Genomic DNA, 26,576 nt, shown 5'->3' with positions numbered 1-26,576 from the left:
CGATGCCCGACCTGACGCCGCGCCACCGCCTGCCGCTGCTTTTCCTCGGCATGCTGTCCCTGCTCGGCGGCGTGCTGGCCGGGCTCGCCCGCCTCGGTTGGGATGTTCCGGCGCCGGCCGCGCACGCCGCCGGGGTGCATGGCCCGCTGATGATCGCCGCCTTCTTCGGCACCGTGATCAGCCTTGAACGCGCCGTCGCCATCGGCCAGCGCTGGGCGTATCTGGCGCCGCTGGCTGCCGGCTCGGGCGGCCTCGCCCTGCTCGCCGGGGCGCCCCTCGGCGTCGGCCAGGCATGCGGCACGCTGGCCGCGCTCGGCCTGATCGGCGCCAGCACTGTTGCCTGGCGCCGCCAGAAAGCCGTGTTCACCGTCGTCCTCGGCCTGGGCGCGGCGTGCTGGCTGGCCGGCCACCTGCTGTGGATCGGCAGCGGCGACATCGGCGCCGCGGTCCCCTGGTGGCTGCTCTTCCTCGTCCTCACCATCGCCGGCGAACGCCTCGAATTGACCCGTTTTCTGCCGACACCGCCCGTGGCCCGCCAGGTGTTCATCGCCATCGTCGGTGGCCTGCTCGTGGCGGCAGCCATCGGCAGCGACCGGCTGTTCGCCGGCGGGCTCCTCGCCCTGGCCGGCTGGCTGCTGCGCTACGACATCGCCCGCCGCAACATCGGCACGCAAGGCCTGACCCGCTTCATCGCCGGCTGCCTGCTCTCCGGCTACGCCTGGCTCGCCGTCGCCGGCCTGCTCGGACTCGCCGGGGCCTTCGCGCCGGGCCACCCGTGGCGCGACGCCGCCCTCCACGCGATCAGCCTCGGCTTCGTCTTTGCGATGGTCTTCGGCCACGCACCGATCATCTTCCCGGCCGTCACCCGGATCAGGATTCCCTACCACCCGGCGCTCTACCTGCCGCTGGCCCTGCTGCACCTGACGCTCGCCGCCAGGCTTCTCGGCGGCCTGGCCGACCACTTCATGCTCCGGCAGTACGCTGCACTGACGAACGGGCTCGTGCTGCTCATCTTCATCGCCACAATGGTGACGCTGGTACGCCGCAACACCTCGGGAGGTACGCCATGAAACGCCATGCAGCCCTGATCCAACACTCACGCGACCATCATCACGCCCTCAAGCTGGCCAGGCTGGCACGTTTCGCCGCCGATTCGGGCCTGCCGGAAGCCATCGAAGAAGCCTCCCGAACCATTACCGAACAGTTTCCGCGCGCGCTGGAGCCGCACTTCCAGGACGAAGAAGCGGGCCTGCTCCCGCGCCTGGCGGCGATCGGCCAGAACGAACTCGTCGCGCGCACACTCGACGAACACCTCCGTCTCCGCGAGCTGAACCGCGCCCTGCTTGCCAACCCGGGCGACGCGGCGGCCATCGCGGCGTTCGCCGCCCTGTTGCACGACCATGTCCGCTTCGAGGAACGGGAACTGTTCGAAATCGCCCAAAACCTGCTCTATCCGCAAGGCTGAAGCGCGCCTGACGCGGAGTGGAGGAAGGGCGCCAGCCGCCCCTCAGGGCAGGCGCTGGAACACGGTCGTCGCGCCGTCCCGCTCGCGGATGCTGAACTTGCCGGCATCGACCGACAGCACGGCGGTCGGATCATCGATGACGCGGTCGCCCTGCTTGAAGCTCCAGATCAGCTTCTTGTCCTCGTAGCGCCAGATGCCGTACTGGAGGACGGTGCCGTCGTCCTTGCGGATTTCCCATTCGCCGTTTGCCGCCAGGTGAATCGGGGTCAGCGCGCGCGACGACTGCCATTTGCCGACGAAATCGTGTTCGCTGTAGCGCGCGCATCCCGCCAGGCCCAGCAACAGGAGGCCGACAAACAGCGCCCCGCGAAAGCCGGCGAACGCCCGGCCGAACGTCGCGCCGGGAGTCACTCGCTGCCCAGACCCGACCGGGAGCGGAAACGGGCGATTTCCGCCTCGCGCTTCATCCGCTCGGCATCCTGCTGGGCCTTCTCCTGCGCTTCCTTGCGCCGCTCCTCGTCCTCGCGGACACGACGCGCCTCTTCTTCGGCGCGCAGATTGTCGGCCGTCACTTGCGCGCCCAGGCGCCGGGACTCTTCCTCGAAACGTCGCTGCGCACGTTCCTGCTCCTCCTGCTGGCGCTCCTGCGTGCGCTGTTCGCGCTCGGCAGCCTCCTTGCGACGCATGTCGGCCAGCAACAGGTCCGCCTCCTCGCGGCTGGCCGCCCGGATACCGTAGGTTTGATAGAAATCCTGCAGATAGGCCTTCTCGGCAGCCGGCGAGGCGGCGTTGGGGAGTGCGGCCTCATTGACCCGCCGATAGGTGCTGAACATCACCCCGACCTGGATCACCAGGCCGACAATCATCAGCGTCGCGATAATGCTCAGCAGCACGCGCACCGGGTTGCGCCTCGCCCCGCCGAGGGCGACCTCGCCCGGCAGCGGTGACTCCCCGCGGAAACTCAGGCTGCTCTGGCCATTCAGCCCGGCATCGTAGGCCGCCCGGCGCACCGGATCGGACAGCACCTCGAAGGCCTGCTTGAGTTTCTTCTGGCGGATCTCGACATCGTCGTCCGCACGCTCAGCCAACTCCCGCGACAGTCGCAGGTAGGCCGCGCCGATCCGTTCCAGATCAGCCTCCGGGGCAAGCCCCAGCAAATCGTAGTAAGTCGTCTTCTGTGTCATACCGGGAATGATTCCGACCGAAACGGCTAGCGAGGATAGCAAAGTCGCGGCCACGCCGAAAAGCCTTGCCGATCAATTCGTCAATGCACCGTGCACACCATGCAAGGATCAAACGAGCGCACGACGTGCTGCACTGTTGGCAAGGCGCCGTCGCCGGCGGGCAGGCCGACCAGCGCCTGCTCCAGCGGCCCGGGCCGGTCCTTGCTGTCGCGGGGGGAGAAATTCCAGGTGGTCGGGGCGATGATCTGGTAGCGCTCGATGCGGCCGCGCCTGATGCTCAGCCAATGCCCGAGGCTGCCGCGGGCGGCTTCGACGAGGCCGGTTCCGCTGGCTTCGTCGGGCATCTCGCCGTGGGCGCAGAAGGCTTCGCCGGGTTGCAGCGCGTGCACCCAGCGCTCCATTTCCGGCACGATCAACGCCAGTTCGAGCAATCGGGCGACGACGCGAGCCATCACGCTGGCGCCATCGCGCGCCACGAAGTCGAGAAGCAAAGGGTGTCCGGCGATGACTTGCCGGGCCAGGGCGCCGACTTCGTAGGCTTGCCCGGCATAGCGCGGCGCCTTGCACCAGGTGTAGGCGGTGGCCTTGTTCGCATCGACGATGGTTTCGCCTTGCGCCGGATGGCGGGGACGCCCCTCGGCCAGCCAGGCGCGGGTGGTGTCCTCGTCGACAGCCAGCGGGTCGAAAGCGGCGGCCTGGCCAGCCTGCCAGGTGCCGGCCGGGAATATCCCGTAGGCGCCATGCGACAGGAAGGCATCGCTCGCCCGCCCCAGCTTGTCCAGCCCGAGATCGCCGGCCGCCGCCAGGAAGGCAGGGAAGTCGGCAGATCGCCCGTCGGCCCAGGCGAGCAGTTGCGCCTTGCCGGTCAATTGCGCCACGTTGTCCAGCGCATCGCCGAACAGGCGTTTTTCGAGAAAGCTGCGGAATTCCCGCAATTGCGCCAGCAGGCGGATGCGCTCGCCGGCGGTGATGGCACGGGTGCTGCCGCCGGGCTGGATGGCCAGGGTATGCGGCCAGCGGCCGGCCAGGAAGCCCATCAGCTTGAGGAAGCCGGCGCGGGCCGGCAGCACGTCGGCGGCGGCCTCGCCGCGCAGCGCCGCGAAACGGCGCGCCACGGCGTCGTGCCAGGGCCTTCCGGCATAGGCCGGGCGGGCGAAGTCGGGCATGAAGAAAAGATAGAAGTGCGTCAGGTGATCGGCCAGGTTTTCGGTGGCCTGGATCAGATGCCGCGCCAGCACGCCGTTCGGGGTCGGCACGAGGCCCATGGCGTCGGCCAGCGCCGAAGCTGCCGCCGCCGACTGGGCGACCGAGCAGATGCCGCAGATGCGCGGCACGATGGCCAGCGCGTCGAGCGGCGCGCGACCGATCATGATCTGTTCGAAACCCCGGAACAACGGCGAATTGACATAGGCGGCCTGGACCCGGCCGTCGGCCAGGTCGAGGCTGACCTCGAGATCGCCTTCGACGCGGTTGAACGGCCCGACGACGATGCGCGTCACTTGCCGCCCCCTTTCTTGCGGATGGCCGGCAGGATGACCGGATGGTCGACCACCGCGTTGTTGCGCACCCGCTTCGGCGTCGCCGACTTGGACAAGGCGGCGAGCGCGACGAACCAGGCTTTCGGCATGTCGGTCGGCAGGCCGATGGGAATGCCGGCCAGCTTGGGCGTTTCCTGGAAGGCGTGGCCGGGCGATTCGAAGCCAGGTTCGGTGCAGGCGATGCAGGCGAAGCCGCCGCGCAGGCAGGAACCGCTGCCGTTCCATGGCCGGATGTTGCAGTCGGCGTGGGCCTGCGTGCCCTTGCAGCCGAGGTTTTCCATCAGGCAGCCGAGGTCGGACTGCTTTTCAGCGCTGGCCTTGAATTCGTAATACTCGTTGCGGGCGCAACCATGATGGACGAGGCCGCCGGCGTAGAGCAGCGGCCGCCCGAACTCATCGAGGTCTTCCGGCTTCAGGCCTTCCAGCGCCGCCTTTTCCAGGGTATCGACCACCCAGCCCGGATGCGTCGGGCAGCCGGCGATATTGACCACCGGCAAGCCCTCCGGCGAGCGGAACCCGGCGCCGAGCAGGCCGCCCGGCGTCTGCTCGTCGAACTGCAGGCCGCAGGCTTCCAGCGGATTGCCCGGCGTATTGGCCGAGAAGCCGCCATAGGCCGTACACGAGCCGATGGCGAAGACCCATTTCGCCCGCTGCGCCAGGCGTTCGACCCATTCGGTCAGCGGCCGGCCGCTGCCGGCCATCAGGTGAAACTTGCCGGTGCCGTTCGGGCCGCGCAGCATGGCGCCTTCGACGCACAGGGCATCGAAGGCCAGGCGCCCCTCGGCGCAATCCTCCAGAACGGCCAGCGCCTCTTCGCCGCTTTCCAGCGACAGCGCCGGATGCCAGAGAAACTCGATGCCGGCGTCGCGCAACTCGTCGAACAGCGGACGCGGGTCGGAACACAGCATGGACTGCGTGCATCCGCCACAACCGCCGCTTTGCAGCCACAACACCTTCATTCCGCCTGCTCCAGTCCGTAGCGCACCAGCTTGGCCCGCAGCCCGACACGCGACAGGCCGAGTTCGCGGGCCACCCGCGACTTGTTCCAGCGCAGGCGAATCATCGCTTCCTTGAGGACGTGCTTCTCGAGCTGATCCATGCGCTCCTTGAGGCCGCCGGTCAGGCCGGCCGCCCAGACCAGGTCGTCGCTGGGCCGGGCCTCGTCGAACTCACCGACCGGCGTGCGCAGAACCCGGGGCGACAACAGGTCGGCGCCCAGTTGCGGGGTCGTCGCCAGGGCCACCATGCGCAGGATTTCGTTCTGCAGTTCGCGGACGTTTCCGGGCCAGCGGTAGGCGGCGATGCAGGCCTGCGCCTCCCTGGTGAAGCCATCGACCGTCTTGTCCAAGGCCTTGCTGCTCGATTCGAGCAGGCGTCTGGCGAGCAGCGGCAGGTCCATCGGGCGCTCGCGCAGCGGCGGCACGTGCAGCGAAATGGTCGCCAGGCGGTAGTAGAGATCCTCGCGGAAACGGCCGGTACGCACGTCCTCCTCGAGATCGCGGTTGGTCGCGGCGATGACCCGCACGTCGACATGCACCGCGCGATTGCTGCCCAGCGGCCTGAGCTCGCCCTCCTGCAGCACGCGCAGCAGCTTCACCTGGAAGGCCGGGCTGGTTTCGCCGATTTCGTCGAGGAACAGCGTGCCGCCGTCGGCCTGCTGGAACAGGCCGACCCTGTCCTCGACGGCGCCGGTAAAGGCGCCGCGCTTGTAGCCGAAGAGTTCCGACTCGAGCAGGGTGTCGGGCACGGCGCCGCAGTTCTCGGTAATGAAGGCCTTGCTGGCCCGGCGGCTTTCGTAGTGGATGGCCCGGGCGATCATTTCCTTGCCGGTACCCGATTCGCCAGTGACCATCACCGACAGGTCGTAGGGGGCGACCCGCTCGACCAGTTCGCACACCGCGTTGATCGGGCTGCCCGGGGCGCGGATCAGCGCGGCCAGTCCGAAGCTGCTCTTGGCCTTTTCCTGCTTGGTCTCGACATGCCGCTTGAGAACTGGCTCGGCGGTACGCAGATCGACCGACAGGCGCTGGTTTTCCTGCTGCAGGCGCCACACTTCCGCCGCCCGCTGCAGGGTCAGCAGCAGTTGTTCCGGCTGCCAGGGCTTGAGCAGGTATTGCCAGATGCCCGCCTCGTTGACCCCGGTGATGATGTCCTCGGCATCGGTATAGCCGGACAGGATGATGCGCACGATGTCCGGCCAGCGGCTGCGCACCTCCTTCAGGAACTGAACGCCGGTGGTGCCCGGCATGCGCTGGTCGCAGAGCACGATGCGGATGCCGGTTATCGCCTGCTCGCGTTCGAGTATCTCCATGCCCTCGTCGGCATCGGAGGCGCACAGCACATCGAAATCCTCTTCCAGCGTCCGGCGCAGCGCCTCCTGCGAGCGCACCTCGTCGTCGACGACGAGGATGGCGGGCAATCGGCGCAGGCTGCTGCTCGAAGCGGGGTGGTTCATTCGGGAATCTTCCAGTCGATGTCGCGGTGCCGGGCCAGGTGGCGCGGCGTCCACGAATGCGGCGAACGGGAAACGAAATGATAGCGCGCGACATGGTAGGACGGGTCGAAGCCGTAGAAATTGCGGCGCATTTCCTTCAATTCCTCGGCACGATAGGCCGCCAGCGGCTTGGCGGCTTCGTCGGCCTGGCGCTGGCTGCGCTTGGCGGCCAGGCGGTCGTCGATATCCCCGGCCGCGGCCAGTTCGGCTGCCCGACGCGCGACATCGACGGCGAATCCCGGCCCGGGCAGGCAGGCATCGTAGAAGCCGAGCTGAACGGACTCCTGCGCCGTCATCGGCAGGCGATGGCGCATGATCGCCTGCGCCCCCGCCTCGCCAACCCGCGGCGGCAGCAGATAGGTCCAGAACTCCGAGCCGAACAGGTTGCCCATGTTCTTGTAATGCGGATTGAGCATCACCCCGTCGCGCGCCCATACCAGGTCGGCCGCACGCGCCAGGAAACAGCCGCCGGCCCCGGCGTTGCCGGCCAGCGCCGCCACGGTCAGTTGCGTATCGCAGCGCAGGATGGCCTCCGCCAGGTCGTCGATGGCATTGATGTTGGCCCAGGATTCGTCGGCCGGACTCTCGGCCGCTTCGATGGTGTTCAGGTGGATGCCGTTCGACCAGAAATCGCTCCCGCCGCGCAGCACGATGACTTTCGTCGGGCGCCGGCTGGCCCACAGGAAGGCCTCCTTCAGCCGCCGGCACTGCTCGGTGCTCATAGCGCCGTTATAGAACTCGAAAGCGAGGAAACCGACGCCGCCGGCTTCTTCGTAGGCGATATCCTGCCAGGTCGCGAGCGGCGCCTTCCAGAAGTCGGCGAGCGGCAATTCGGGCAGTGCCAGCGCTTCGGGGAAAGCCATCGTCGCCGGCAGCTTGATGCCCCCGGCCCGCTTGATGTGGCCGATCCACACCGCACCGTCGACCGTGGCCCGGCAGATCGCCGTTTCGCGCCGCGCGACGAGCGTGCCCGGCGCTCCCTTCAGGCTGGCTTCCGGCCACGCGTCGAACAGGTGGCAGGGCTGGCCGAACAAGGTATCCGCCACGCCGGGAAAACCGTCGGCGGCATTCAGCCGGGCCAGCACGCCGTTCGTGCTCTCCGATTGCCAGTCGATGGCGCGGTCGGCCTGCTTCATCAAGGCATGGGCCGCCCCCGGAACGCGCTGCGCCACGAAATCGCCGGCGGCGAATCGCTCGACAGCCTGCAGCACCGCCCGAACGGCCGCCTCGGTGACCTGGTTGCGGTAGAGCGAGGCCTTGCGCACGGCGCCCGCCGGAAAAACGGCCGAAGCCCACACCGGCCCGGCGTCCATCTCGGACTCGGCCTGCAGAACCGTCACCCCCCATTCGCCCAGGCCGCGCTGGATCGCCCAATCGAGCGCCGAAGGCCCGCGATCGCCCGGAATGCCCGGGTGAACCACGAAGCACGGCAGCCGCGACCAGACCGATTCCGGGATGGCGCGCTTCAGGAAGGGAGCAACGACCAGATCCGGCTTGAACAAGGCGACAGCCTCCTCGGTGACCGAATCGGAAATATCGAACTCGATGCTGACGAAGTGACCGCGGGTCGTCAGTTCGCAGTAGAGGCGCTGGGCGAGGCTGTTGAAGCTGTGCGTGACGAAGAGGATTTTCATTATTTACATTTCTTCACAAAACATGCCATCGGCATCCAGCCAGCAAACTAGCGGCTTCCAAGGCACTGATTTTTCGAGAAGCATATCGCTATAACTTTGGCGATATTTGTTCTGTAACACACGCTGGCTACGATGGCTGCCACAAAAATACAAAGGGAAGAGCCATGCAAGCACAACGAAAACCGGTCAAAACGCGTGCCCCCCGAAGCAGCCGGGCGCCGCGCCCCGAGTACATCGCAGCCGTCCGCTACCTCGATGGCCGCCATGAAAAGTTTCATGTCCGCAATGCCGACAACCTGGCCGACGCCCGCGAACTGGTCATTTCCGAAGTGGGCGATTTCCGCTCGATCATGATTGCCCTGCGCAACTGAAGCGTCAGCAAATCCGCGGCAATTGTTCGCCGCTCAGCCAGTCCACGATGCGCTTGCCACCAAAGGCCGTGGTCATCTGAACAAAATGATGGGCATCTTCATGCACGCGACCGACAATCGCCGCGTGCGCGCCGAGCGGATGACTCCGCATCGCCACCAGTAGCTTTTCCGCATCCCGTTCGGCGCAGATCGCCACCAGTTTGCCCTCGTTGGCGACATAAAGCGGGTCCAACCCAAGAAATTCGCAGGCCGCGTTGACGGCCGGCGTCACCGGCAAATCCTTCTCCAGCAACATCATGCCGACCGCGGACTGCTTGGCGATCTCGTTCAAGGTCGTTGCCAGCCCGCCGCGCGTCGGATCGCGCAGCACATGAATGTCGGCGCCACTCGCCCGCATCGCCTCGATCAGGCCATGCAGGGCCGCCGTATCGGAGACGATGGGCGATTCGAAACCGAGGCTTTCGCGTTCGGCCATGATCGCCATGCCATGATCGCCCAGCGTGCCGGAAACCAGGATGACGTCGCCCGGCCTGGCGCTACGGCCGGAAAGTTCATTGCCCGGCGCCACGACGCCGACGCCGGTCGTCGTGATGAACACCCCGTCGCCCTTGCCGCGCTCGACAACCTTGGTGTCGCCGGTGACGATCGGCACCCCCGCCTCCTTCGCCGCCGCCGCCATACTCTGCACGATGCGCGCCAGATCGACGAGCTTGAACCCCTCTTCCAGGATGAAGCCGGCCGACAGGTACAGCGGCCTGGCCCCCATCACGGCCACGTCGTTGATCGTGCCATGCACCGACAGGCACCCAATGTCGCCGCCCGGGAAAAACAGCGGCGACACGACGTGCGAGTCGGTCGCCATGACCAGGCGGCCTTCACCGGGATGCGGCAGCAGGGCGCCATCGTCGCCCTGGGCCAGGTATTCGTTGCCGAGGTGCTTGGCGAACAGTTCCTCGATCAATTGCGCCATCGCCCGGCCGCCGGAGCCGTGGGCCATGTCGACCTGGCCGTGCTTGATGTCGAGGGGACGGACGTAGTTTTTACGGGTTTGGGTCATTGGGGGCGATGTTTTTTTATGGGGAGGGTTTGGTATGGGTGTTGATGGTTGGGCGACTATGAGCGTTGTTTTCCGCCCTTGCGGGGCGTCTCACTTTCTTTTGCTTCGCCAAAAGAAAGTAAGCAAAGAAAAGGCGACCCCGGGTCGGTGCCCGCTGCGCGGGTTCCCTGCGCTACTCGAAACGCCGGGCGGCTTGCCTGAACTCGCCTGCGGCTCAGACAAGGCAAGCCGAAGGCCCCCGGCATTTCTGCGTTGCTCGGCACCTTCCAAGGGGCCCGGAAAAGCGTCCGGGACCGAACAGTGGCTCTTTGTTTTGGGCTTTTCCGTAACCAGCGATCGCATTCAGTTTTGTGCGCACAGCCTATCCCCGCGACGCCTTTCGGGTCCCCATGTGGAGCGCCGAGCAACGCAGGCGTTGGCGGAAAAAGGGCGAGGACTGTCTGAGGGCCAAAGGCCCGAGTTCCGCAGCCCCCGCCAATGCCGAGTAGCGCAGGGGAGTCGGCAACGCCGACCGCGTAACCTGGGGTCGCCTTTTCTTTGGCTACTTTCTTTTGGCGAAGCAAAAGAAAGTATGCCCGCCCCGCAAGGGCGGAAAACAGCGGCTGAAGCCCCCCCCAGCAAGCCCCCACCTCAGGCCACATCCTTATACCGCCCATAGGTATAGTGCGCCGCACAAGCCCCTTCCGACGACACCATGCACGACCCCACCGGATTCTCCGGCGTACACACCGTCCCGAAGATCTTGCAGTCCTGCGGCCGCTTGACCCCGCGCAGGATCGCCCCGCATTCGCAGGCCTTGTGATCGGGCACCGACGCATAACCGAGCGGAAAGCGCTTTTCGGCGTCAAATTCGGCGAACTGGCTGCGTATACGCAGCGCCGAATAGGGCAGGATGTTCAAACCGCGCCACTCGAAATGCTTGCGCATCTCGAACACTTCGGCGACCAGTTGCTGCGCCTTGAGGTTGCCGTCGCGGCTGACGGCGCGGGCGAATTCGTTTTCGACTTCGGCCCGGCCTTCGTTGACCTGGCGGACCAGCATCTTGATCGCCTGCATCACGTCGAGCGGTTCGAAGCCGGCGATGACCACCGGCTTGCGGTATTCCTCGGCGAAGAACTCGTAGGGCCGGCTGCCGATGATCGTCGACACGTGTGCCGGGCCGATGAAGCCGTCGAGCGGCACGGTGCCCCACTGGCGCACTTCCGGGGATTCGAGGATGCTGGAAATGGCTGACGGGGTCAGCACGTGGCAGCACAGCACCGAGAAATTCTTCAGGCCGAGCGCGGCAGCCTGCTTGATCGCCACCGCCGTCGGCGGCGTCGTCGTCTCGAAGCCGATGGCGAAGAAGACGATCTGCTTGTCCGGGTTCTTCTGGGCCAGCGCCACGGCATCGGCGCTGGAATACACCATGCGGATGTCGCCGCCGCGCGCCTTGGCCTTCATCAGCGACAAGGCATCGGAAGCCGGCACGCGCAGGCAGTCGCCGTAGGTGCACAGTGTGACGCCCTGCTCCAGCGCCAGGCGGATCGCCTGGTCGACGCGGCCGATGGGCAGTACGCAGACCGGGCAGCCGGGACCATGGATCATCTTGACGTTGTCCGGCAGCAGGTCGGAAACGCCGTAGCGCGAGATGGCGTGGGTATGGCCGCCGCAGAACTCCATGAAATGGTAGCTGCGCGCCGGGTCGGCTTCGGCCCGAATGGTGGCCGCCAGCGTCTGCGCGACTTCGCCGTCGCGGTATTCGTCGATGTACTTCATGGCTCAGTGAACCGTGAAGCCGTCGCCGTCGGGCGTCAGCTCGCCCATCTCGGCAAAGAGCCTGAGCGTCCTTGCCGCTTCGTCGGGGTCGAGCTTGTTCAGCGCATAACCCACGTGGACGATCACGTAATCGCCCACCGCCACGCCCTCGAGAAGAGCGAGCGAGATTTCCTTCTTGACCCCGGCCAGATCGACCAGGGCGTTGTCGTCGGGGCGCAGTTCAACGACCTGCGCGGGGATCGCGAGACACATCCGCGTTGCTCCTCGATATCGTTTTTATTAAGGCAGAGTCTAACCTGCCGCGTTCAATTTCGCTTGCCGGCGAGACGACGAAAAAAGCCGCGGCGGGAGACCTCGGTCTTTTCCGCCACAGCCTCTTGCTGCACGGGTTCCGGCTCGGCCGCCGGCGCCGAAAAAACCGTCCGGATCGCATCGGCCGCGACATGCCGCGCCGTCGCCATGTCCGGCACATTGTCGACCGGCGCGATCAGCGGGCAATACTGGTAAGGACCGATATCCGGGTCGTCGTCGGCGATGAATTGCATGGTGCCGCAAGGCAGCCCCAGGTAGCGTCGCTCGCCGGCCGGGATGTCGCCCCACAACTGGCCGCCGCCGGAAACCAGCACCAGGTTGAGGAACCACGGGGTGATGACCACGCCCAGCCAGTCGCCCTCCAGCCGCTGGAAACCGATGGCCTCGACGCTCAGCGCCGCATTCACGAAAGGCATGTCGACCATCCGCGTTTCCCAGACCTGCCGGTAATGCGCTTCGAGAAAGGCCCTCGGGTCGTCGTCGCGCGGCACGGCCGGGCGAATCGGCGGCGGTTTCAGGGCGGGCTGGCGGATACGTTCAGTCATGCGGGCGGTTCAAATCCTGAAAATGCTGGCTCGGGTCGAAATCGCCGGCGAGCGACGCCGCCAGCGCCGAGAGGGCATCTTCGATCAGCAGCCGCTGCTCGTCCTCGACCACTTCCCTGGCCAGTCCCAGCGAGGTCAGCACCCAGGTGTCGACCGGCTGCGGGCCGATCAGCATCGTGTTGATGCGCTCGCGCTGGCCGTCGCGTTCGACCCAGGCGAAATCCCCTGCATTGTCGCCGCTCCCCTCCCATTCGACAACGCGCTTCGGAATCGACAGGCACATCAGCCGCGCGCCTCCGCCTTGACGCCCAGCGCGGCGAGTTCGGCCAGGGTCATGGCCAGCAGGTCCGGAATGCGCGCCTCGACTTCCGGGGAGAGTTCCATGCCGAGCGACATCGACACCGGCTGCATGCCGACGATGGCGATGGATTTCGGCGCCCGGCCGGTGAATTCCAGGCTGGCCAGCACGTCCGACAAGCTGACCTGGTGCGGCGACAGCTTCGTCTTGAAGAAGACCGGCACGTCATCGCCTTGCAACAATACCGGCGTCGCCGGCGGCTGCTTGCAGCGCACGCAGTCAACCACGACCAGGCCATCGAGGTCCTCCAGCTGCTCCAGCATTTCCATGCCGCAGGTGCCGCCGTCGATAACCTCGACGTCCGGCGGCAACGCGTACTTCTCTTCCAGCGCCTCGATGACGCGCACGCCGACGCCTTCGTCGGTGAGCAGGATGTTGCCGATACCCAGAACTACGATTTTAGTCATTGGATGTTGGTAGTTAGCTGCCAGTTAAAAACAAACCCGGGGCGCCAAGGCGCCCCAAGCTTCCACTCGATCCTCGATCCCGATCACACCGCCTGCACCGTCACCACCGGATTGTTCTCCTGGTCGACCACATGCACGGCACAGGCCAGGCAGGGGTCGAAGGAATGCACGGTGCGCAGCACTTCCAGCGGCTTCTCGGGGTCGGCCACCGGGTTGTCGAGCAGGCAGGCCTCGTAGGCGCCGGGCTGGTCCTTCTCGTTGCGCGGCGCGGCGTTCCAGGTGGTCGGCACGACGCACTGGTAGTTCTTGATCTTGCCGGAATCGATGACCACCCAGTGCGACAGCACGCCGCGCGGGGCTTCGTGGAAGCCGACGCCCATCTGCTCGCCCTTCGGGAAGACCGGTTTGTTGAAGGTCTTGAGGTCGCCCTTGGCCATGTTGGCGAGCAGCAGGTCCCACTGGTTGATCAGCTCGTCGACCTGCACCGCGCAGCCGACGGCGCGCGCCGCGTGGCGGCCGATGGTCGAATGCAGCGCCTCGACGCCGACCTTGGCGCCGGCGACCTTGGACACCAGATCGAGCGCGGCGGTAGCGTACTTCTTCGTCGGCTCGTGGCCGGCGGCCAGCATGTTCATGACGCGCGGCAGCGGACCGACCTGCATCGGCTTGCCGTAGAAGGTCGGCGACTTCAGCCAGGAATACTTTCCGTCATCCTGGAAATCGGTGTAGTTCGGCGTCGTTTCGCCCAGGTACGGGTGCAGCGACTTGTCATTGCCGCCGCTGTAGTTGTACCAGGAATGCTTGATCGCCTCGGATACGCCGTCGGTGAAGTACTTGTCGTTGAAGCTGGTGATCGGCTTGTAGCTCTCCAGCTTGCCGCCCTCGATATAGCCGCCGGGCAGCGCGAACTGCGTGCCCTTGCCGTCGAGCGGGATATCCGGCACGCACAGATACTCGGTGATGCCCTTGCCGTATTTGGTCCAGTCGGCGTAGAAACCGCCGATGGCGCCGACGTCGATCAGGTAGACGTTCTTGACGAAGTCTTCGAGCTTGAGCATCCATTCCTTGATCGCCAGCAGGCGTTCAATGGTCAGCACCGACTGCGAATCGACCGACAGCGGGTTGGCCACGCCGCCGACCGCGACGTTCTGGATGTGCGGCGACTTGGAGCCGAGCACGGCGACGATCTTGCTGGCGTAACGCTGCACTTCCAGGGCCTGCAGATAGTGCGACACGGCGAGCAGATTCACTTCCGGCGTCAGCTTCATGGCCGGGTGGCCCCAGTAGCCGTTGGTGAAGATGCCGAGCTGGCCGGTGCCGACGAAGCCCTTCAGGCGCTCCTGCACCTTGACGAACTCGGCCTTCGAATTGCCGCTCCAGTTGGACAGGCTTTCGGCCAGGCTGGCCGTCTTGGCCGGATCGGCCTTCAGCGCGCTGACCACGTCGACCCAGTCGAGCGCCGACAGGTGGTAGAAGTGGACGATGTGATCATGCACGGCATGGGCCAGCATGATCATGTTGCGGATGTACTGTGCGTTGACCGGGATTTCCAGCTGCAGCGCATTCTCGACGGCGCGCACGGAGGCCATGGCATGCACCGTGGTGCACACGCCGCAGATGCGCTGGGTGATCGCCCAGGCATCGCGCGGGTCGCGGCCGATCAGGATGTTCTCGACGCCCCGCCACATCTGCCCGGAAGCCCAGGCCTTCTTGACGCGGCCGCCGTCCACTTCGACGTCGACGCGCAGGTGGCCCTCGATGCGGGTGACCGGGTCGATGGTGACACGTTTGTTCATGTTGTTCTCCTATCCCTGAATTCAGTGTGCCGCGCCTTCCCGGGGCAGAACCGGGAAGCGACGGGTAATGACGATGTAGCCGAGCACTTCGAGCGCGAACATGCCGATGGTGACCAGCATTTCGGCGATGCTCGGAAAATAGTTCCAGCCATGATCGACGCCGAGGCCGGTGTCGTAGCCGATCAGGAAGCCGTTCACGCGCAGCAGGATGCCGCCCATCATGATCGCGCAGCCGGCGAGGAAGAGCCGGGCCGGGTTGCGCCGGGCGCCGGCGCTGCCGACCAGCAGGTAAGGCAGGACGAAGCAGCCGGCTTCCAGCCAGAAGAAGAAGGCTTCCAGGCTGGGCTTCACGGCATGGACCAAGGCGCCGCGCACGACCAGGTCGCCGAAGCGAACCGCCAGGAAGACCGTCAGCAGGCCGAGCATGATCTTCGCCATCGGCTGCAGCAGATGCATCTCTATGTCGCGGCGGTAGGCCGACGAGGCGACGCAGGACTCGAAGAGCACGATGCCGTAGCCGATGGTCACCGCCGACAGCAGGTAGAGCAGCGGCACGATGGGCGTCTGCCACAGCGGATTGACCTGCGGCCCCATGACCACCAGCAGCGTGCCGAGCGAGGACTGGTGCATCATCGGCAGCAGCGTGCCGAGCGCGATAAAGAAGAACAGCACCTTCTCCAGCTTCTTCTTTTGCACCTTCAGGCCCCACTGCTCCATGAAGACCGGCGAGAACTCGATCCACATCACGGTGATATAGGCCGAGATGCAGACCGCCACCTCGAACATCACCGAATTGGGATTGGCGTAACCCGGCCACAGGATGTGCCAGAAATTCCACCAGCGACCGAGGTCGAACAGCACGCCGACGCCGGCCAGGGTGTAGCCGAACAGGCTGGCCAGCAGGGCGGGACGAACCATCGGGTGGTACTGGCCGCGATTGAAGATATAGACCAGCATGGCCACCGAGAAGCCGCCGCAGGCGAAGGCCGAGCCGATGACCACGTCGAAGACCACCCAGATGCCCCACGGGTAGCCGTCGTTGAGGTTGGTCACCGCGCCGAGGCCGAAGATGAAGCGGACGAAGAGCACGGCGATCATCGCCGCGATCAGCAGGCTGCAGATCATCACCGGCAGGTTGAACAGCTTGCCGCCGACCGGGGCGGCAGGATGATGGGCGCTCATGACTGCCCTCCCTTCTGGTTCTTGCTCGCCTCGTCGTCTTCCGGCACGACGTTGCGCTTGGCGACCCAGGTCAGGCCGGCGAGCACGGCGATCGGCATCATCAGGCCACCGTACAGCGTGTGCTGGATGGTTTCCGAGGTGGCGGCCGAGGATTTCGGCGGCAGGTCGGGCATGCCGGCCTTCTGGAAATTGACCGCCGACAGCTTGAGCACCTGGGTGCCGCCGTACTCCTTCTCGCCGTAGACGTGCTGCAGGTAGTTGCCGACCTGCGCCTGGTAGCTCTGGTCCGGCTCGTCGCGCCAGCCGTGGCGAAGCTTCCGCCCCTTGCCATCCTCGCCGCCGGCGAGCACCTTCTCCTGGGCGTGGCGCAGGCGGCCGCGCGGGATGCTCGTCCACTCACCCGGCTTCAGCGCCAGCCGGCGCCTGGCCTCGGCCAGCAGGTCTTCCGTCCGGCCGAACAAGGTCGCGCCGGTCGGGCAGACCTCGGCGCAGGCCGAATAGTGGCCGTCCTTGTGGCGGTGCCGGCACAGCTCGCACTTGCCGATCTTGCCGGTCGGCGAGTCGTACTGGTACTTGGGAATGCCGAACGGGCAGGCCGCCACGCAGTAGCGGCAGCCGATGCAGGCGTCCGGATCGTAGCCGACGACGCCGGTCACCGGGTCCTTGACCATCGCCGACACCGGGCAGGCCGACACGCAGGACGGGTCGGCGCAGTGCATGCACGAGGTCTTCATGAAGGAGAAGCCGTTCAGCTCGCTGTCCTTCGTTTCCATCGTGCCGTTGCGGTACATCTTGATCAGGTTGAAGGTATGGCCGCTGGTATCGAGCGGCGTATCCCACAGCTTGTCCACGGCGGTGAATTCGGCCGGGTTCTCGTTGGCCTGCTTGCAGGCGGCCACGCAGGCCTGGCAGCCGACGCACAGGGTGGCGTCGTAGAGCAGGCCCAGGGCCTCCGGCGGGCGCTGCAGGGTATCGCGGGCGCAGGCCGTCTCGGGCAGCACGGCGCTCGCCGCCGCCGCGCCGCCGGCCAGGCAGCCACGCAGGAAGTCGCGTCTCGTGGTCATCTCAGACCTCCGTCGATTCGGTGGCTTTGCTGCCGTCCTTCCTGGCCCGCTCCATCTCCTCGGCCTTGTGCGACAGGCCAAGGTTCCTGGTCAGCATGGCGCCGGCACCGGCTGCCGCACCGGCCACGGCGGCCAGCACGGCGGCCGACCCAAGCGAGGCGCCGACGCCCTTTTCCTCGACGATGCGCGGCAGGAAGGCCGATGGCTCGATGTTCTTGAGCTTGGCGACGGCATGGATCGGCTTCTGGAAGCCGACGCCCTGCTCGGTACAGCCGATGCACGGGTGGCCGCAGGCCACCGGCCAGGTGCCGGCGCCGGCATCGCCGAACATGATGACCGAGCAGTTGGCGTAGGTTTCCGGCCCCTTGCAGCCCAGCTTGTACAGGCAATGGCCCTTGCGGTGGCCTTCATCGCCGAATTCCATGGCGAAGCGGCCGGCGTCGAAGTGGGCGCGGCGCTCGCAGTTTTCGTGGATCAGTCGGGAATAGGCGAACTTCGGCCGGCCCTGTTGATCGACGTCCGGCAATTTGCCGAAGGTCAGGAAATGCACCACCGTCGACAGGAAGTTGTAGGGGTTGGGCGGGCAGCCGGGGATGGTCACCACCGGCTTGCCGAGTACCTGGGCCACGCCGCTCGACCCGGTGGGGCTGGAGGTCGCGCCGGGAATCGACGGAATCGTCGAGGGCATGCCGCCCCACGAGGCGCAGGAGCCGATGGCGATCACCGCCGCCGCGTCGGCCGCGCATTCGGTAAGCAGTTCGATCGCCGTCTTGCCGCCGATCTTGCAGTAGACGCCGCCATCCTTGGTCGGGATCGCCCCCTCGACGACCAGGATGTACTTGCCCTTGTTCTCGGCCATCGCCGTCTTGCGCGCCGCCTCGACCTGGTGGCCGGCGGCGGCGAACAGGGTTTCGTGATAATCGAGCGAGATGACGTCGAGAATCAGCTTGTCCAGCGTCGGATGCTCGGCGCGCAGGATCGACTCGGTGCACCCGGTGCATTCCTGGAAATGCAGCCAGATGACGCTCGGCCGCTTCTTGGCGGCAACCGCCTCGGCAACTGCGGCATCCGCCCCTTGCGGAAGACCCAGCGTGGTCGCCATGGCGGCGCAGAACTGCAGGAACTCGCGCCGGGTCATCGACAGCCGCCTGGCTGCCGCCTCGATGCGCTCGTCCTGCTCCAGCGAAATCAGATGTTGATTGGCCATTTTTCTCCCCTTGTTGTTTCTTCGCGGTCACCGCTGACCGACGATTTCTCTCTGCTGGGAGGGCCTGATTGAAATTTGGTGAATGCTTTTATTGATACTCAATGTAGCAACAGGCAGGCCAGATTTCAAAAGCCATTCAATTCAGCGAGTTGCCGAATCGGATGCTCGCCGCAGGCTGAAAAACAAGGGGAAAACGTCCACTTCCGGAAACAATGTGATCAGGCGCTTGTCAGACCTTGGAACTACGCCCTTCGGCAGAGGCAGGCCAACGGCGCCGCGAAGACCGCCTGGCTCAGCTCGCCAGCCGCACCCTGTCCCGGCCGCTTTGCTTGGCTTGGTACATCGCCTCGTCGGCGCTCTTGGCCAGCGTGATTTCGTCGGTGCCGTCATTGGGGTAGAGCGCCACCCCCAGGCTGCACGAAACGCTCAGTTCGCGCCCCTCCAGCATGAACGGCTGGGCGATCGCATGGCGCAGCTTTTCGGCCAGCAAGCGCGCCGCCTCGGCATCGGCCAGCATGGGCATGAGCACCACGAACTCGTCGCCGCCAATGCGGCCGACCGTATCGGAGGCACGCACGGTTTCCTTCATCCGCTGCGCCACCTGGCGCAGCAGGAGGTCGCCCGTGGCGTGGCCGAAATTGTCGTTTATCGGCTTGAAGCGATCCAGATCGATGAAGATCAACCCGAAATGGCCGTCATTCCGTTTTGCCCTGGCCAGCTCGTTGCCCAGGCGGTCGCTGAACAAGGCCCGATTGGGCAAGCCGGTCAGCGGGTCGTGCTGGGCCATATGGCGCAACTCCTCGGTCATCCCGGCCGCCAGGCGCAGGGCGCGCGCCCGCCCGGTGACCATGAACCACGACAGGAGGGCCAGCGACAGACTCAGGCCGAAGCCGGTTGCGGCAATGAGGCTCGCCACGTCGCGGCCGTAACGCACATCGAATTCGCGCAGGCTGCGCAAGGACAGCGTCCACGTACGGCCGGCCACCACCATGTATTCGTTGGCGTGCAGCCCCTCATGCCCATCCTGCGCGGAATACTCGCCAACGCTGTACATCAGCGCGCCGGCCGTCGGCTCCACCCCGTCGTAGATGTCGAGGGCGACACCGGGCAAGGAGGTGCCGTACAGGCTGGCCATGAAATCCTCGATGTAGAACGCCGCGTAAATCCAGCCAATCAGGTGGCTGCGCCGCTGGGCGACCGTGTCGCGCGGCTGGCCGTAGGCATAGACGGGCAGGTACATGATGAATCCCGGCTGCGCCTCGGGCTTCTTGTCGACGGCCAGGCGAACCTTGGCGGTGATCGCCGCCCGTCCGGAATCGCGCGCGCTCTCCATCGCCAGGCGCCGGGCCGGCTCCGCCCAGGTATCGAGCCCGGGCGGCAGGCGATTGCGCCCGACCTGGGGTTCGCGCTGGATGATCGGCGTATAGAGCTCGCGCTCCCCCTCCGGATGGATGGCATAGGCGCCCACCCCCAAGCCGCGCATGACCTCCTCGTGGGCCTTTTTCTGGTTGCCCGGGACGAGATCGACCACGCCGACGATCTGCACGCCAGAGAAATTGGCATCGAGCTGCAAGGTCTCGACATAGTCGCGAAACGCCGCGCGGTTCTTCAGGCCGGTCGTCGCGAACAAGCCCTGCAGTCCGCGCAGCATCTGCTCGTGGGCAGCCACCCGCTGCTCGACCCGGCTGACGGTGTCGCGCAGCGCGAAATCAAATTGCGCCTGCATTTCCTTGCGGCTGGTATCGCATTCGTGCCGCCAGAGCAGCCAGGTGACCGACAGCGTAACGACCAGAATGATCCAGGGCAGCAGGTGCGACAGCCGGGACATCCGGAAGGAACGCCGGAAGGTCACCGCACCCCCTGAAAGTTGACCATGCTGGCCGCCATCTCCGGCTTGAAGTACTTTTCGAAAATGCGCCGGATGGTGCCGTCGCTCCGCATCTCGCTCAGCAATGCCCGCCACTTTTCCTGCTCGCCGGGCGCGAGCGCCGTCTTCGACATGATCAGCCCGTGCAGGACCGGCGGATCGTTGAATTCGATGATGCTGGAAACCTCGCGAATCTTCTTTTCATCCAGCGCCGGATAATCGAAAGGCTCGATGATCATGCCCTGGATGTGGTTGAGCATCAGCGTCTGGTAGAGCGGCTCGAGGCCGCCGGCCTGGCTGACCCGGCCGGCCTGGTGCAGGCGGTCGACCAGCCGGTTGGCGGATTCGCTGTAGCGAAAACTGCGAATTACGCCCAGCTGGAGGCGGGCATTGCGCTCGAAATCGCCGTGCGTGTTCACACCGCTGTCCTTGCGGACGAGCAGATAGTATTTGTTGGAGAAATACCAGGCGAACGAGGCGAACCTCTCCCGCTCGGGGTTGGTGATGCCGGACAGGCTGAAATCCAGCGCCCCGGACTCGATCAACTGCCAGATCCGGGCGCGCGGCATCACACTGACGACGACCTTGCACCCGGAACGACGGATCAGCTCGTCGGCCACATCCTTGTCGATGCCGGTATCCGTGGCCACCGTGTAGAGCAGGCCATGCTCGTGCAAGGCCAGGCTGTAGGGGCGCGAGCAGTCGAACCCGGTCGCCCCGGCGGAGGAGACAAGACTGCATGCCAGCAACGATGCGATGAGACTGCGACGGATCATCCATCCCCCATGGAATCAGCAGCAACATTGTGTCGGGGAGATCATACCGATTCATCCCGAATTCAGCATCAGGGTAAACCACACCGGCCACGGCATAGCGTGGCCTACATCACGTTCGGCGAGGATGGAAAAGCGGCCCGGCGCACCGGGAATCGCGGCGCAGCCGGCTAGGAGAGCCCGGCCTCGCGCTGGCGGCGGGCGACCCAGGCCTGCCCCAGGGCCAGGCCGCCATCGTTGGGCGGAGCCTGCCGGGCCTCCACGAGGCCGATGCCGGCCGCCTGCAGATGGCCGCGCAAGGCCGTCATGAGGACGGCATTCATGGCGCAACCGCCCCCCACGGCAACGCTTGCCGCCGCCGACCGCTCGCCCGCCGCGACGACAAAGGCGCCCAGGCCGGCAGCCAGGGTGGCATGGAACAGCGCGGCACCGTAGGCCGCATCGTTCTTGCAGCCCATCAGGGCGGGCAACAGGGGGGAGAGATCGAGCACGCTGCCGTCGTCGCGCAGCGCATAGCCGCCGGGCAGCGGCGCAACGGGACCATGCCGGGCCGCCAGGCCTTCGAGCTCCATGGCCGCCTGGCCCTCGAACTGCATCAGGTCGCGCAGGCCGAGCAGGCCGGCCGCCGCATCGAACCAGCGGCCCAGGCTGGTCGTCGGCGGGCTGCGCAGCTTGCGGTCGAGCATGGTCAGCAGCGGCCCGGGATCGCGCCCCGGATAGTATTGGTGAATCCAGCCGCCGACCCGATAGCCCAGGCCGGCGCCATGCAGCGCCGACACCGCCATCCGCCACGGCTCCTTGGCCGCCCGGTCGCCGCCGGGCATGGCCAGGGGATGCAGATGGCCGATACGCTCGCAGGAAGCGCCGTCGAGACGCAGCAGCTCCCCGCCCCAGGCCGCGCCGTCCGGACCGAGGCCGACACCGTCGATCGCCAAGCCAAGCAGCGGCTCGTTGCACCCCTGTTCGGCGCAGATCGCTGCAATATGCGCCTGATGATGCCCCACCGCCTGCGCCGGAACCTTGAATTCTTCCGCCAGGCGCAGGGCAAGATGGGTCGATGGAAAATCCGGATGCAGGTCGTGGGCGACGATGTCCGGCCGGACATCGAGAATGCCCAGCAGGTGGCTCACCGTTTCCTCGAGGAAGCCGATGGCCGCCACATTGTCGAGACCGCCTACATGCTGCGACAGGAAGGCTTCGCGCCCCTTCATCACACAGATCGTGTTCTTCAGGTAGCCGCCCAGCGCCAGCACCGTCGGCCCGTCGTCGGCCAGGGGGATGGGCACCGGCACGTAACCGCGCGCCCGGCGGATGAAGGCCGGGCCTTGCGGCGTGGCGCGCACCACCGAATCGTCGCAGCGCGTCACGATGTCCCGGTCGTGCAGCAGGAAGGCGTCGGCGATCTTGCCATCGCTCCCGCCCAGCCGCGCCAGCGCCTCGTCGTTGCCGATGACCAGCGGTTCGCCATGCGGATTGGCGCTGGTCATCACCAGCAGCAGCGCATTTTCCTCGTCAAGCCAGGCCGTGCCGGCAGGGCGACCGGCGGCTTCGTGCCAGAGCAGCACATGCAGCGGCGTCGTCGGCAACATGGCGCCGACCCAGGCCAGGCCGGGCGCGACTCCCGGCAAGTCGGCCGCCCCTTTCGGGCACAGCACGACAGGGGCGGCCAGGCTGCGCAACAGCTCGCGCTCGCCATCGCCGATCACCGCGATACCGGCCAGCGACGCCGGATTGAGCCCCATTACGGCGAAAGGCTTGGCCTCGCGCTGCTTGCGCTCGCGCAATTCGGCCACCGCCGCGGGGTTGCGCGCATCGCAAGCCAGGTGGAAACCGCCCAACCCCTTGATGGCGACGATTTTGCCGGCCCGCAGCAGGTCCAGGCTGTCGGCGAGCGGATCGCCGGCCAGCGGCTGGCCGCCGGCATCGAGCAGGCGCAGTTGCGGCCCGCAATCCGGACAGCAGGTGGTTTCGGCATGGAAGCGGCGATCCGCCGGATCGGCGTATTCGGCGGCGCACGGCGGGCACAGCGTAAAGCCGCTCAGGCTGGTCTGCGCCCGGTCGTAAGGGATGCTCCGGCTAACCGTATAGCGAGGCCCGCAATGGGTGCAGGTCGCAAAGGCGTGACGCCAGCGGCGGCCGGCCGGATTGCAGATGTCGGCCAGACAGGCCGGGCAGATCGCCGCATCCGGGCCGATGGCGGTTTTGACTTCGCCGCCGACACTGTCGACGATGGAAAAGCCGTCGACCTCCACCGCGCAAGCCTCTTCGTCGATGGCGTCGATGCGGGCGAGGCGCGGCGCCTCGCTGCGCAAGCGCGCCGCGAAACCGGCCGTCCGCTCGCCGGCGATGGCGATGCGCACGCCGGCTCCGTCGTTGCAGACCCAGCCGCGCAAGCCGAGTTCGCGGGCGATACGCCAGACGACCGGCCGAAAACCGACACCCTGAACCAGCCCCCGGACGCGGAGCAGCCGGCCGTTCATGCCATCACCTGGCGGCGAGCTGCCGCTCCAGTTCGGCAATGCGCGCCTTCAGCGCGTCGACGCTCTCGCCGTGCCTGCCGCGCTGCGCCTCCAGCCCGGCCTCGACCCAGTCCAGCCAGGCGCTCATGCCGTCGCCGCTGGTCGCCGAGACGCGGAAGATGGTCAGGTTCGGATTGACGCGGCGGGCGTTGGCTTCGGCGAGGTCGGCGTCGAAGCTGAGGTAGGGCAGCAGGTCGCACTTGTTGAGCAGCATGACATCGGCGGCGGCGAACATGTCCGGGTACTTGAGCGGCTTGTCCTCGCCTTCTGTGACCGACAGGATCGCCACCTTGTGGTGTTCGCCGAGATCGAAGGCAGCCGGGCAGACGAGGTTGCCGACGTTTTCGATCAGGAACAGCGATTCATCCCCGGGCTGCAGGCGCTGCACGGCATGGCCGACCATGTGGCCGTCGAGGTGGCAGCCCTTGCCGGTGTTGATCTGCAGCGCCGGCACGCCGGTGGCGCGGATGCGCTCGGCGTCGTTGGCTGTCTGCTGGTCGCCTTCGACGACGTTGATGGCCACCCGGTCCTTCAACAGCTCGATGGTCTTGCAGAGGAGCGTGGTCTTGCCGGAGCCGGGGCTGGACACGAGATTCAGCGCGAAGATGCCGCGCTCGTCGAACCACGTGCGGTTGGCGGCTGCGTAGGTGTTGTTCTTCGACAGGATGTCCTGCTCGATCTGCACCATGCGCGCCTGGCTCATGCCCGGCACATGGGCACGCGCCGGGCCGGTGCCGTAGTCGAGGTCGCCGCCGATGGCATGTTCGTGATGGTGATGAGCGTGGTCTTGCCCGTGGTCGTGATCGTGCTGATGCGGATGGCTGTGCGTCGTTCCATCGGCATGAACATGATCGTGCGTGTGGCCGTGCCCGTGGGCATGCTCGCCCTGGTGCACGTGCTCATGAACGTGCTCGGTGCCGTCGGCATGCGTATGCGGGTGGGCATGCGCGGCCGGCAACGCGGCGCCGTGGCTGTGCGCATGATCGTGCTCATGCCCATGGCTGTGCGTATGCACCGTGCCGTCGGCATGCACATGGGTATGTTCATGCGCCCCGCCCTCGATCTTCACTTCACCCGCCCCGCAACCGCAAACCGTACACATCCTCGTCTCCTTTATTCGAGCCCGATCACTCGATCTCAATTTCCTTGACCCGCATTTCCGTACCGCCGGTCGCCTGCACCTGGTGGCTGCCGCAGGTCGGGCAGGCGCCGTACAGTTCCGCCATCGGCACCGTCGCCGCGCATTTCATGCACCAGCCGCTGCCCGGCACGTCGACGATCTCCAGCGTCGCGCCGTCGGCGATGCTGCCGCGGGTGACCGCGTCGAAGCAAAAACGCAGGGCTTCGGGCTGCACCGACGACATGCGGCCGATCTCCAGCACCACCAGCTTCACGCGCCAGGCCTGTTCGCGCCGCGCCGTATCTTCGACAAGTTGGAGCACGCCTTCGGCGAGCGACATTTCATGCATCGTGCAGTTCCACAACGTAGGTCAGACAGGGGTCGACCGCCAGTATCGCCTGATCCAGCCCCTGCCGGGCTTGATCCAGCGTAACAAAACGACGATTGGCGAGCAGGGCGGCGAGCGCGCGGGCATCGGCAAACAGGCTGTCGGTCGGCGCCTGGACGCGGTAGCGGACAACCTTGCCATCCTCGACATGCACGGCGTGCGTCAACACGCCACGTGCCGTCAGCGTCTGCCCGACTCCCCAGCCCGCCCCGCCGGCGGAGGCAATCGGAAAGGGGAGCCCTTCCGCCAGCGCCTTCAGGGCGGTATCGACCTCGCGCAACCGGGCGCGATAGATGGCCGACACCGATTCCGGCAACGGCTGGGCGGGCATCCGCGCCTGCATGCCTTGCCAGTAGTCCAGCCAGGCCTCGGGCGCCAACACCGGCGCGGCCTGCGGATGATGGACGGCATCGCCCTCCGCCCCGGCCAGCTGCGTCAGGCAGGACTCGGCCAGCGGCGCGAGGACCGCTTCGACCAGGCTCGCCGTGGAGGCGACGACCTCGTCGCCGTTGCGCCCGGAACGCCAGGCGATGAACGCCTCCTTGGCCGGCGGCAGGCCGACCGCGACCGGCCAGTCGAGCAGCAGCCGCCACAGGTTTTCATGCAGCACCTCGATCCACAGCTCGGCATGGTCCGGGGTGCGCGGCGTCTCGCCCAGCGCCACATTGACCGCCGCCTGCGCCGCCACCCGCTGGGCATGGGCGCAGAGCGTGAACAGGTAAGGCACCGTCTTGATCACGACATCGGGCAACTGGCCGATGAACAGGCGGGTCACCGACGGGCGCTGGAGGTCGACGGCGATGTCGCGCAATACCCCGCCATCGTGGGTGGCGCGAACGAGCAGCTGGCCGGGCGAGGTCATCGCCCCAGCCCGAGAAAGGCCCGCCGCCCGGCAGCCGCCTTGGCCGGCGCCACGTCCGGCGCGGCCATCGGCTCGGCATGCAGGGCATGGCTCACCGCCAGCGCGGTCAGCCGGGCCTGCTCCTGCGTCGGAAACTCGAAGGCAGGTGAAAACAGCGAGCAGAGGTGATAGTTGCCGATACGCGCTTCCTCGGCGACGGTGAATTCGTAATCGCCGGACGGAAAGCGCCAGTCATGCTTGCTGCAGGCCGCCAGGACGGGCCAGGCTTCTTCCTGCCCGGGCAGGCACAACAGGTTGATGGCCCACGGGGTGATCATCACGCCCGCCCAATGCCCTTGCGGCGTACGCGCGAAACCGACCGCCTCGACGCTCAGGGCCGCGTTGCAGATCGGCAGGTCGGCCATCCGGGTACGCGCGATATCGGCAAACACCGACACCAGCTCGGACGACGGATCGTTGGCCCAGATTTTCACAGCGCCGGTCCCCTGCTCATTTCGCCCTCCAACCACAAAGAACAGGCGACATCCCGGGGGAACCAGCCATCGTAACCGCACGCCCGGGGAGGGCTCGGACCTCGTTCGCGGTCGGTCGCACTCCAAGGCAAGCCTTGGAGCCTTGCTCCCTGCTCATTTCGCCCTCCAACCACAAAGAACAGGCGACATCCCGGGGGAACCA

26 protein-coding genes are annotated in these 26,576 nt (G+C 66.5%); 3 read left to right on the top strand and 23 right to left on the bottom strand.

The features are described from left to right. Positions 1–2 precede the first annotated feature (2 nt). Positions 3–1,070 (top strand): hypothetical protein, encoded by a 1,068-nt coding sequence (locus Q0P59_RS14250; RefSeq protein WP_295007392.1) that lies wholly within the window; start codon positions 3–5, stop codon positions 1,068–1,070. Beyond that, positions 1,067–1,465 (top strand): hemerythrin domain-containing protein, encoded by a 399-nt coding sequence (locus Q0P59_RS14245; protein ID WP_295007390.1) that lies wholly within the window; start codon positions 1,067–1,069, stop codon positions 1,463–1,465. Before Q0P59_RS14250 ends, Q0P59_RS14245 begins: the two co-directional genes overlap by 4 nt. 42 nt (positions 1,466–1,507) lie before the next feature. On the opposite strand, the gene Q0P59_RS14240 is transcribed toward Q0P59_RS14245, so the two are convergent. From Q0P59_RS14240 to Q0P59_RS14215, 6 genes are all read right to left on the bottom strand, one after another. Next, a complete protein-coding gene (locus tag Q0P59_RS14240; protein ID WP_295007388.1) occupies positions 1,508–1,876 on the bottom strand; it encodes a hypothetical protein in 369 nt (122 codons plus the stop codon). Then, positions 1,873–2,649 (bottom strand): J domain-containing protein, encoded by a 777-nt coding sequence (locus tag Q0P59_RS14235; protein ID WP_295007386.1) that lies wholly within the window; start codon positions 2,647–2,649, stop codon positions 1,873–1,875. The genes Q0P59_RS14240 and Q0P59_RS14235 overlap by 4 nt, the downstream gene beginning before the upstream one ends. 80 nt (positions 2,650–2,729) lie before the next feature. After that, positions 2,730–4,148 (bottom strand): nickel-dependent hydrogenase large subunit, encoded by a 1,419-nt coding sequence (locus Q0P59_RS14230; RefSeq protein WP_295007384.1) that lies wholly within the window; start codon positions 4,146–4,148, stop codon positions 2,730–2,732. Next, a complete protein-coding gene (locus tag Q0P59_RS14225; RefSeq protein WP_295007382.1) occupies positions 4,145–5,146 on the bottom strand; it encodes a HupU protein in 1,002 nt (333 codons plus the stop codon). Before Q0P59_RS14225 ends, Q0P59_RS14230 begins: the two co-directional genes overlap by 4 nt. After that, on the bottom strand, positions 5,143–6,642 hold the full coding sequence (locus Q0P59_RS14220) for a sigma-54 dependent transcriptional regulator (RefSeq protein ID WP_295007381.1): 1,500 nt from the start codon (positions 6,640–6,642) through the stop codon (positions 5,143–5,145). Before Q0P59_RS14220 ends, Q0P59_RS14225 begins: the two co-directional genes overlap by 4 nt. Then, positions 6,639–8,315 carry a hydrogenase maturation protein gene (locus Q0P59_RS14215; RefSeq protein WP_295007379.1) on the bottom strand — a complete coding sequence of 559 codons (1,677 nt, stop codon included), beginning with the start codon at positions 8,313–8,315 and terminating at the stop codon, positions 6,639–6,641. Before Q0P59_RS14215 ends, Q0P59_RS14220 begins: the two co-directional genes overlap by 4 nt. Before the next feature lie 164 nt (positions 8,316–8,479). Between Q0P59_RS14215 and Q0P59_RS14210 the strand changes: the two genes are divergently transcribed. Then, complete coding sequence (locus Q0P59_RS14210) at positions 8,480–8,686, top strand: hypothetical protein (protein ID WP_295007377.1); 207 nt, start codon at positions 8,480–8,482, stop codon at positions 8,684–8,686. Positions 8,687–8,690: 4 nt separating this feature from the next. Here Q0P59_RS14210 and hypE read toward each other — a convergent pair whose 3' ends face one another. The 17 genes from hypE to hybE (Q0P59_RS14125) form a co-directional block, all read right to left on the bottom strand. Further along, positions 8,691–9,743, bottom strand: coding sequence for a hydrogenase expression/formation protein HypE (gene hypE, locus Q0P59_RS14205; RefSeq protein WP_295007375.1), 1,053 nt, complete (start codon positions 9,741–9,743; stop codon positions 8,691–8,693). Between the two features lie 630 nt (positions 9,744–10,373). After that, positions 10,374–11,501: a hydrogenase formation protein HypD gene (gene hypD, locus Q0P59_RS14200; protein WP_295007373.1), complete on the bottom strand. Its 1,128-nt coding sequence runs from the start codon at positions 11,499–11,501 to the stop codon at positions 10,374–10,376. 3 nt (positions 11,502–11,504) lie between these two features. After that, positions 11,505–11,753 carry a HypC/HybG/HupF family hydrogenase formation chaperone gene (locus Q0P59_RS14195; protein WP_295007371.1) on the bottom strand — a complete coding sequence of 83 codons (249 nt, stop codon included), beginning with the start codon at positions 11,751–11,753 and terminating at the stop codon, positions 11,505–11,507. 53 nt (positions 11,754–11,806) lie between these two features. Continuing rightward, positions 11,807–12,358: a [NiFe]-hydrogenase assembly chaperone HybE gene (gene hybE / locus Q0P59_RS14190; RefSeq protein WP_295007369.1), complete on the bottom strand. Its 552-nt coding sequence runs from the start codon at positions 12,356–12,358 to the stop codon at positions 11,807–11,809. Next, on the bottom strand, positions 12,351–12,641 hold the full coding sequence (locus Q0P59_RS14185) for a HypC/HybG/HupF family hydrogenase formation chaperone (RefSeq protein ID WP_295007367.1): 291 nt from the start codon (positions 12,639–12,641) through the stop codon (positions 12,351–12,353). Before Q0P59_RS14185 ends, hybE (Q0P59_RS14190) begins: the two co-directional genes overlap by 8 nt. Then, positions 12,641–13,123, bottom strand: coding sequence for a HyaD/HybD family hydrogenase maturation endopeptidase (locus Q0P59_RS14180; protein ID WP_295007365.1), 483 nt, complete (start codon positions 13,121–13,123; stop codon positions 12,641–12,643). The genes Q0P59_RS14185 and Q0P59_RS14180 overlap by 1 nt, the downstream gene beginning before the upstream one ends. 83 nt (positions 13,124–13,206) lie before the next feature. Next, positions 13,207–14,919 (bottom strand): nickel-dependent hydrogenase large subunit, encoded by a 1,713-nt coding sequence (locus tag Q0P59_RS14175; protein ID WP_295007364.1) that lies wholly within the window; start codon positions 14,917–14,919, stop codon positions 13,207–13,209. Between the two features lie 21 nt (positions 14,920–14,940). After that, complete coding sequence (gene hybB / locus Q0P59_RS14170) at positions 14,941–16,101, bottom strand: Ni/Fe-hydrogenase cytochrome b subunit (RefSeq protein ID WP_295007363.1); 1,161 nt, start codon at positions 16,099–16,101, stop codon at positions 14,941–14,943. Then, a complete protein-coding gene (hybA, locus tag Q0P59_RS14165; protein WP_295007362.1) occupies positions 16,098–17,165 on the bottom strand; it encodes a hydrogenase 2 operon protein HybA in 1,068 nt (355 codons plus the stop codon). The genes hybB and hybA overlap by 4 nt, the downstream gene beginning before the upstream one ends. Position 17,166: 1 nt before the next feature. Beyond that, positions 17,167–18,372, bottom strand: coding sequence for a hydrogenase small subunit (locus Q0P59_RS14160; protein WP_295007360.1), 1,206 nt, complete (start codon positions 18,370–18,372; stop codon positions 17,167–17,169). Positions 18,373–18,664: 292 nt separating this feature from the next. Next, positions 18,665–20,224, bottom strand: a complete 1,560-nt coding sequence (locus tag Q0P59_RS14155) for a CHASE domain-containing protein (RefSeq protein ID WP_295007358.1) — start codon at positions 20,222–20,224, stop codon at positions 18,665–18,667. Then, positions 20,221–21,015 (bottom strand): ABC transporter substrate-binding protein, encoded by a 795-nt coding sequence (locus Q0P59_RS14150; protein ID WP_295007356.1) that lies wholly within the window; start codon positions 21,013–21,015, stop codon positions 20,221–20,223. The genes Q0P59_RS14155 and Q0P59_RS14150 overlap by 4 nt, the downstream gene beginning before the upstream one ends. A 167-nt stretch (positions 21,016–21,182) precedes the next feature. After that, entirely contained in the window at positions 21,183–23,492 is a 2,310-nt protein-coding gene (gene hypF, locus Q0P59_RS14145) for a carbamoyltransferase HypF (RefSeq protein WP_295007354.1), read from the bottom strand. A 4-nt stretch (positions 23,493–23,496) separates the two neighbouring features. Beyond that, on the bottom strand, positions 23,497–24,633 hold the full coding sequence (gene hypB, locus Q0P59_RS14140) for a hydrogenase nickel incorporation protein HypB (protein ID WP_295007352.1): 1,137 nt from the start codon (positions 24,631–24,633) through the stop codon (positions 23,497–23,499). A gap of 25 nt (positions 24,634–24,658) precedes the next feature. Continuing rightward, positions 24,659–25,000 (bottom strand): hydrogenase maturation nickel metallochaperone HypA, encoded by a 342-nt coding sequence (gene hypA, locus Q0P59_RS14135; protein ID WP_295007350.1) that lies wholly within the window; start codon positions 24,998–25,000, stop codon positions 24,659–24,661. After that, on the bottom strand, positions 24,993–25,901 hold the full coding sequence (locus Q0P59_RS14130) for a hypothetical protein (protein WP_295007348.1): 909 nt from the start codon (positions 25,899–25,901) through the stop codon (positions 24,993–24,995). Before Q0P59_RS14130 ends, hypA begins: the two co-directional genes overlap by 8 nt. Next, on the bottom strand, positions 25,898–26,374 hold the full coding sequence (hybE, locus tag Q0P59_RS14125) for a [NiFe]-hydrogenase assembly chaperone HybE (RefSeq protein WP_295007346.1): 477 nt from the start codon (positions 26,372–26,374) through the stop codon (positions 25,898–25,900). Before hybE (Q0P59_RS14125) ends, Q0P59_RS14130 begins: the two co-directional genes overlap by 4 nt. Between the last annotated feature and the right edge of the window lie 202 nt (positions 26,375–26,576).

Source organism: uncultured Dechloromonas sp., assembly GCF_945957265.1.
Classification (GTDB): domain Bacteria; phylum Pseudomonadota; class Gammaproteobacteria; order Burkholderiales; family Rhodocyclaceae; genus Azonexus.
Note: the sequence above shows the minus strand (reverse complement) of the source record. Positions and strands in the feature narration are given on the sequence as shown.

Excerpts from the sequence above, each read along its gene's own strand:
- Q0P59_RS14220 (WP_295007381.1), bottom strand. The coding sequence starts at position 6,642 with ATGAACCACCCCGCTTCGAGCAGCAGCCTGCGCCGATTGCCCGCCATC.
- hybB (WP_295007363.1), bottom strand. The coding sequence starts at position 16,101 with ATGAGCGCCCATCATCCTGCCGCCCCGGTCGGCGGCAAGCTGTTCAAC.
- hypE (WP_295007375.1), bottom strand. The coding sequence starts at position 9,743 with ATGACCCAAACCCGTAAAAACTACGTCCGTCCCCTCGACATCAAGCAC.
- Q0P59_RS14175 (WP_295007364.1), bottom strand. The coding sequence starts at position 14,919 with ATGAACAAACGTGTCACCATCGACCCGGTCACCCGCATCGAGGGCCAC.
- Q0P59_RS14180 (WP_295007365.1), bottom strand. The coding sequence starts at position 13,123 with ATGACTAAAATCGTAGTTCTGGGTATCGGCAACATCCTGCTCACCGAC.
- Q0P59_RS14160 (WP_295007360.1), bottom strand. The coding sequence starts at position 18,372 with ATGGCCAATCAACATCTGATTTCGCTGGAGCAGGACGAGCGCATCGAG.
- Q0P59_RS14150 (WP_295007356.1), bottom strand. The coding sequence starts at position 21,015 with ATGATCCGTCGCAGTCTCATCGCATCGTTGCTGGCATGCAGTCTTGTC.
- Q0P59_RS14195 (WP_295007371.1), bottom strand. The coding sequence starts at position 11,753 with ATGTGTCTCGCGATCCCCGCGCAGGTCGTTGAACTGCGCCCCGACGAC.
- hypF (WP_295007354.1), bottom strand. The coding sequence starts at position 23,492 with ATGAACGGCCGGCTGCTCCGCGTCCGGGGGCTGGTTCAGGGTGTCGGT.
- hybA (WP_295007362.1), bottom strand. The coding sequence starts at position 17,165 with ATGACCACGAGACGCGACTTCCTGCGTGGCTGCCTGGCCGGCGGCGCG.
- hypB (WP_295007352.1), bottom strand. The coding sequence starts at position 24,633 with ATGTGTACGGTTTGCGGTTGCGGGGCGGGTGAAGTGAAGATCGAGGGC.
- hybE (WP_295007369.1), bottom strand. The coding sequence starts at position 12,358 with ATGACTGAACGTATCCGCCAGCCCGCCCTGAAACCGCCGCCGATTCGC.
- Q0P59_RS14225 (WP_295007382.1), bottom strand. The coding sequence starts at position 5,146 with ATGAAGGTGTTGTGGCTGCAAAGCGGCGGTTGTGGCGGATGCACGCAG.
- hypD (WP_295007373.1), bottom strand. The coding sequence starts at position 11,501 with ATGAAGTACATCGACGAATACCGCGACGGCGAAGTCGCGCAGACGCTG.
- Q0P59_RS14250 (WP_295007392.1), top strand. The coding sequence starts at position 3 with ATGCCCGACCTGACGCCGCGCCACCGCCTGCCGCTGCTTTTCCTCGGC.
- Q0P59_RS14245 (WP_295007390.1), top strand. The coding sequence starts at position 1,067 with ATGAAACGCCATGCAGCCCTGATCCAACACTCACGCGACCATCATCAC.
- Q0P59_RS14215 (WP_295007379.1), bottom strand. The coding sequence starts at position 8,315 with ATGAAAATCCTCTTCGTCACGCACAGCTTCAACAGCCTCGCCCAGCGC.
- Q0P59_RS14210 (WP_295007377.1), top strand. The coding sequence starts at position 8,480 with ATGCAAGCACAACGAAAACCGGTCAAAACGCGTGCCCCCCGAAGCAGC.
- hypA (WP_295007350.1), bottom strand. The coding sequence starts at position 25,000 with ATGCATGAAATGTCGCTCGCCGAAGGCGTGCTCCAACTTGTCGAAGAT.
- Q0P59_RS14235 (WP_295007386.1), bottom strand. The coding sequence starts at position 2,649 with ATGACACAGAAGACGACTTACTACGATTTGCTGGGGCTTGCCCCGGAG.
- Q0P59_RS14130 (WP_295007348.1), bottom strand. The coding sequence starts at position 25,901 with ATGACCTCGCCCGGCCAGCTGCTCGTTCGCGCCACCCACGATGGCGGG.
- Q0P59_RS14185 (WP_295007367.1), bottom strand. The coding sequence starts at position 12,641 with ATGTGCCTGTCGATTCCGAAGCGCGTTGTCGAATGGGAGGGGAGCGGC.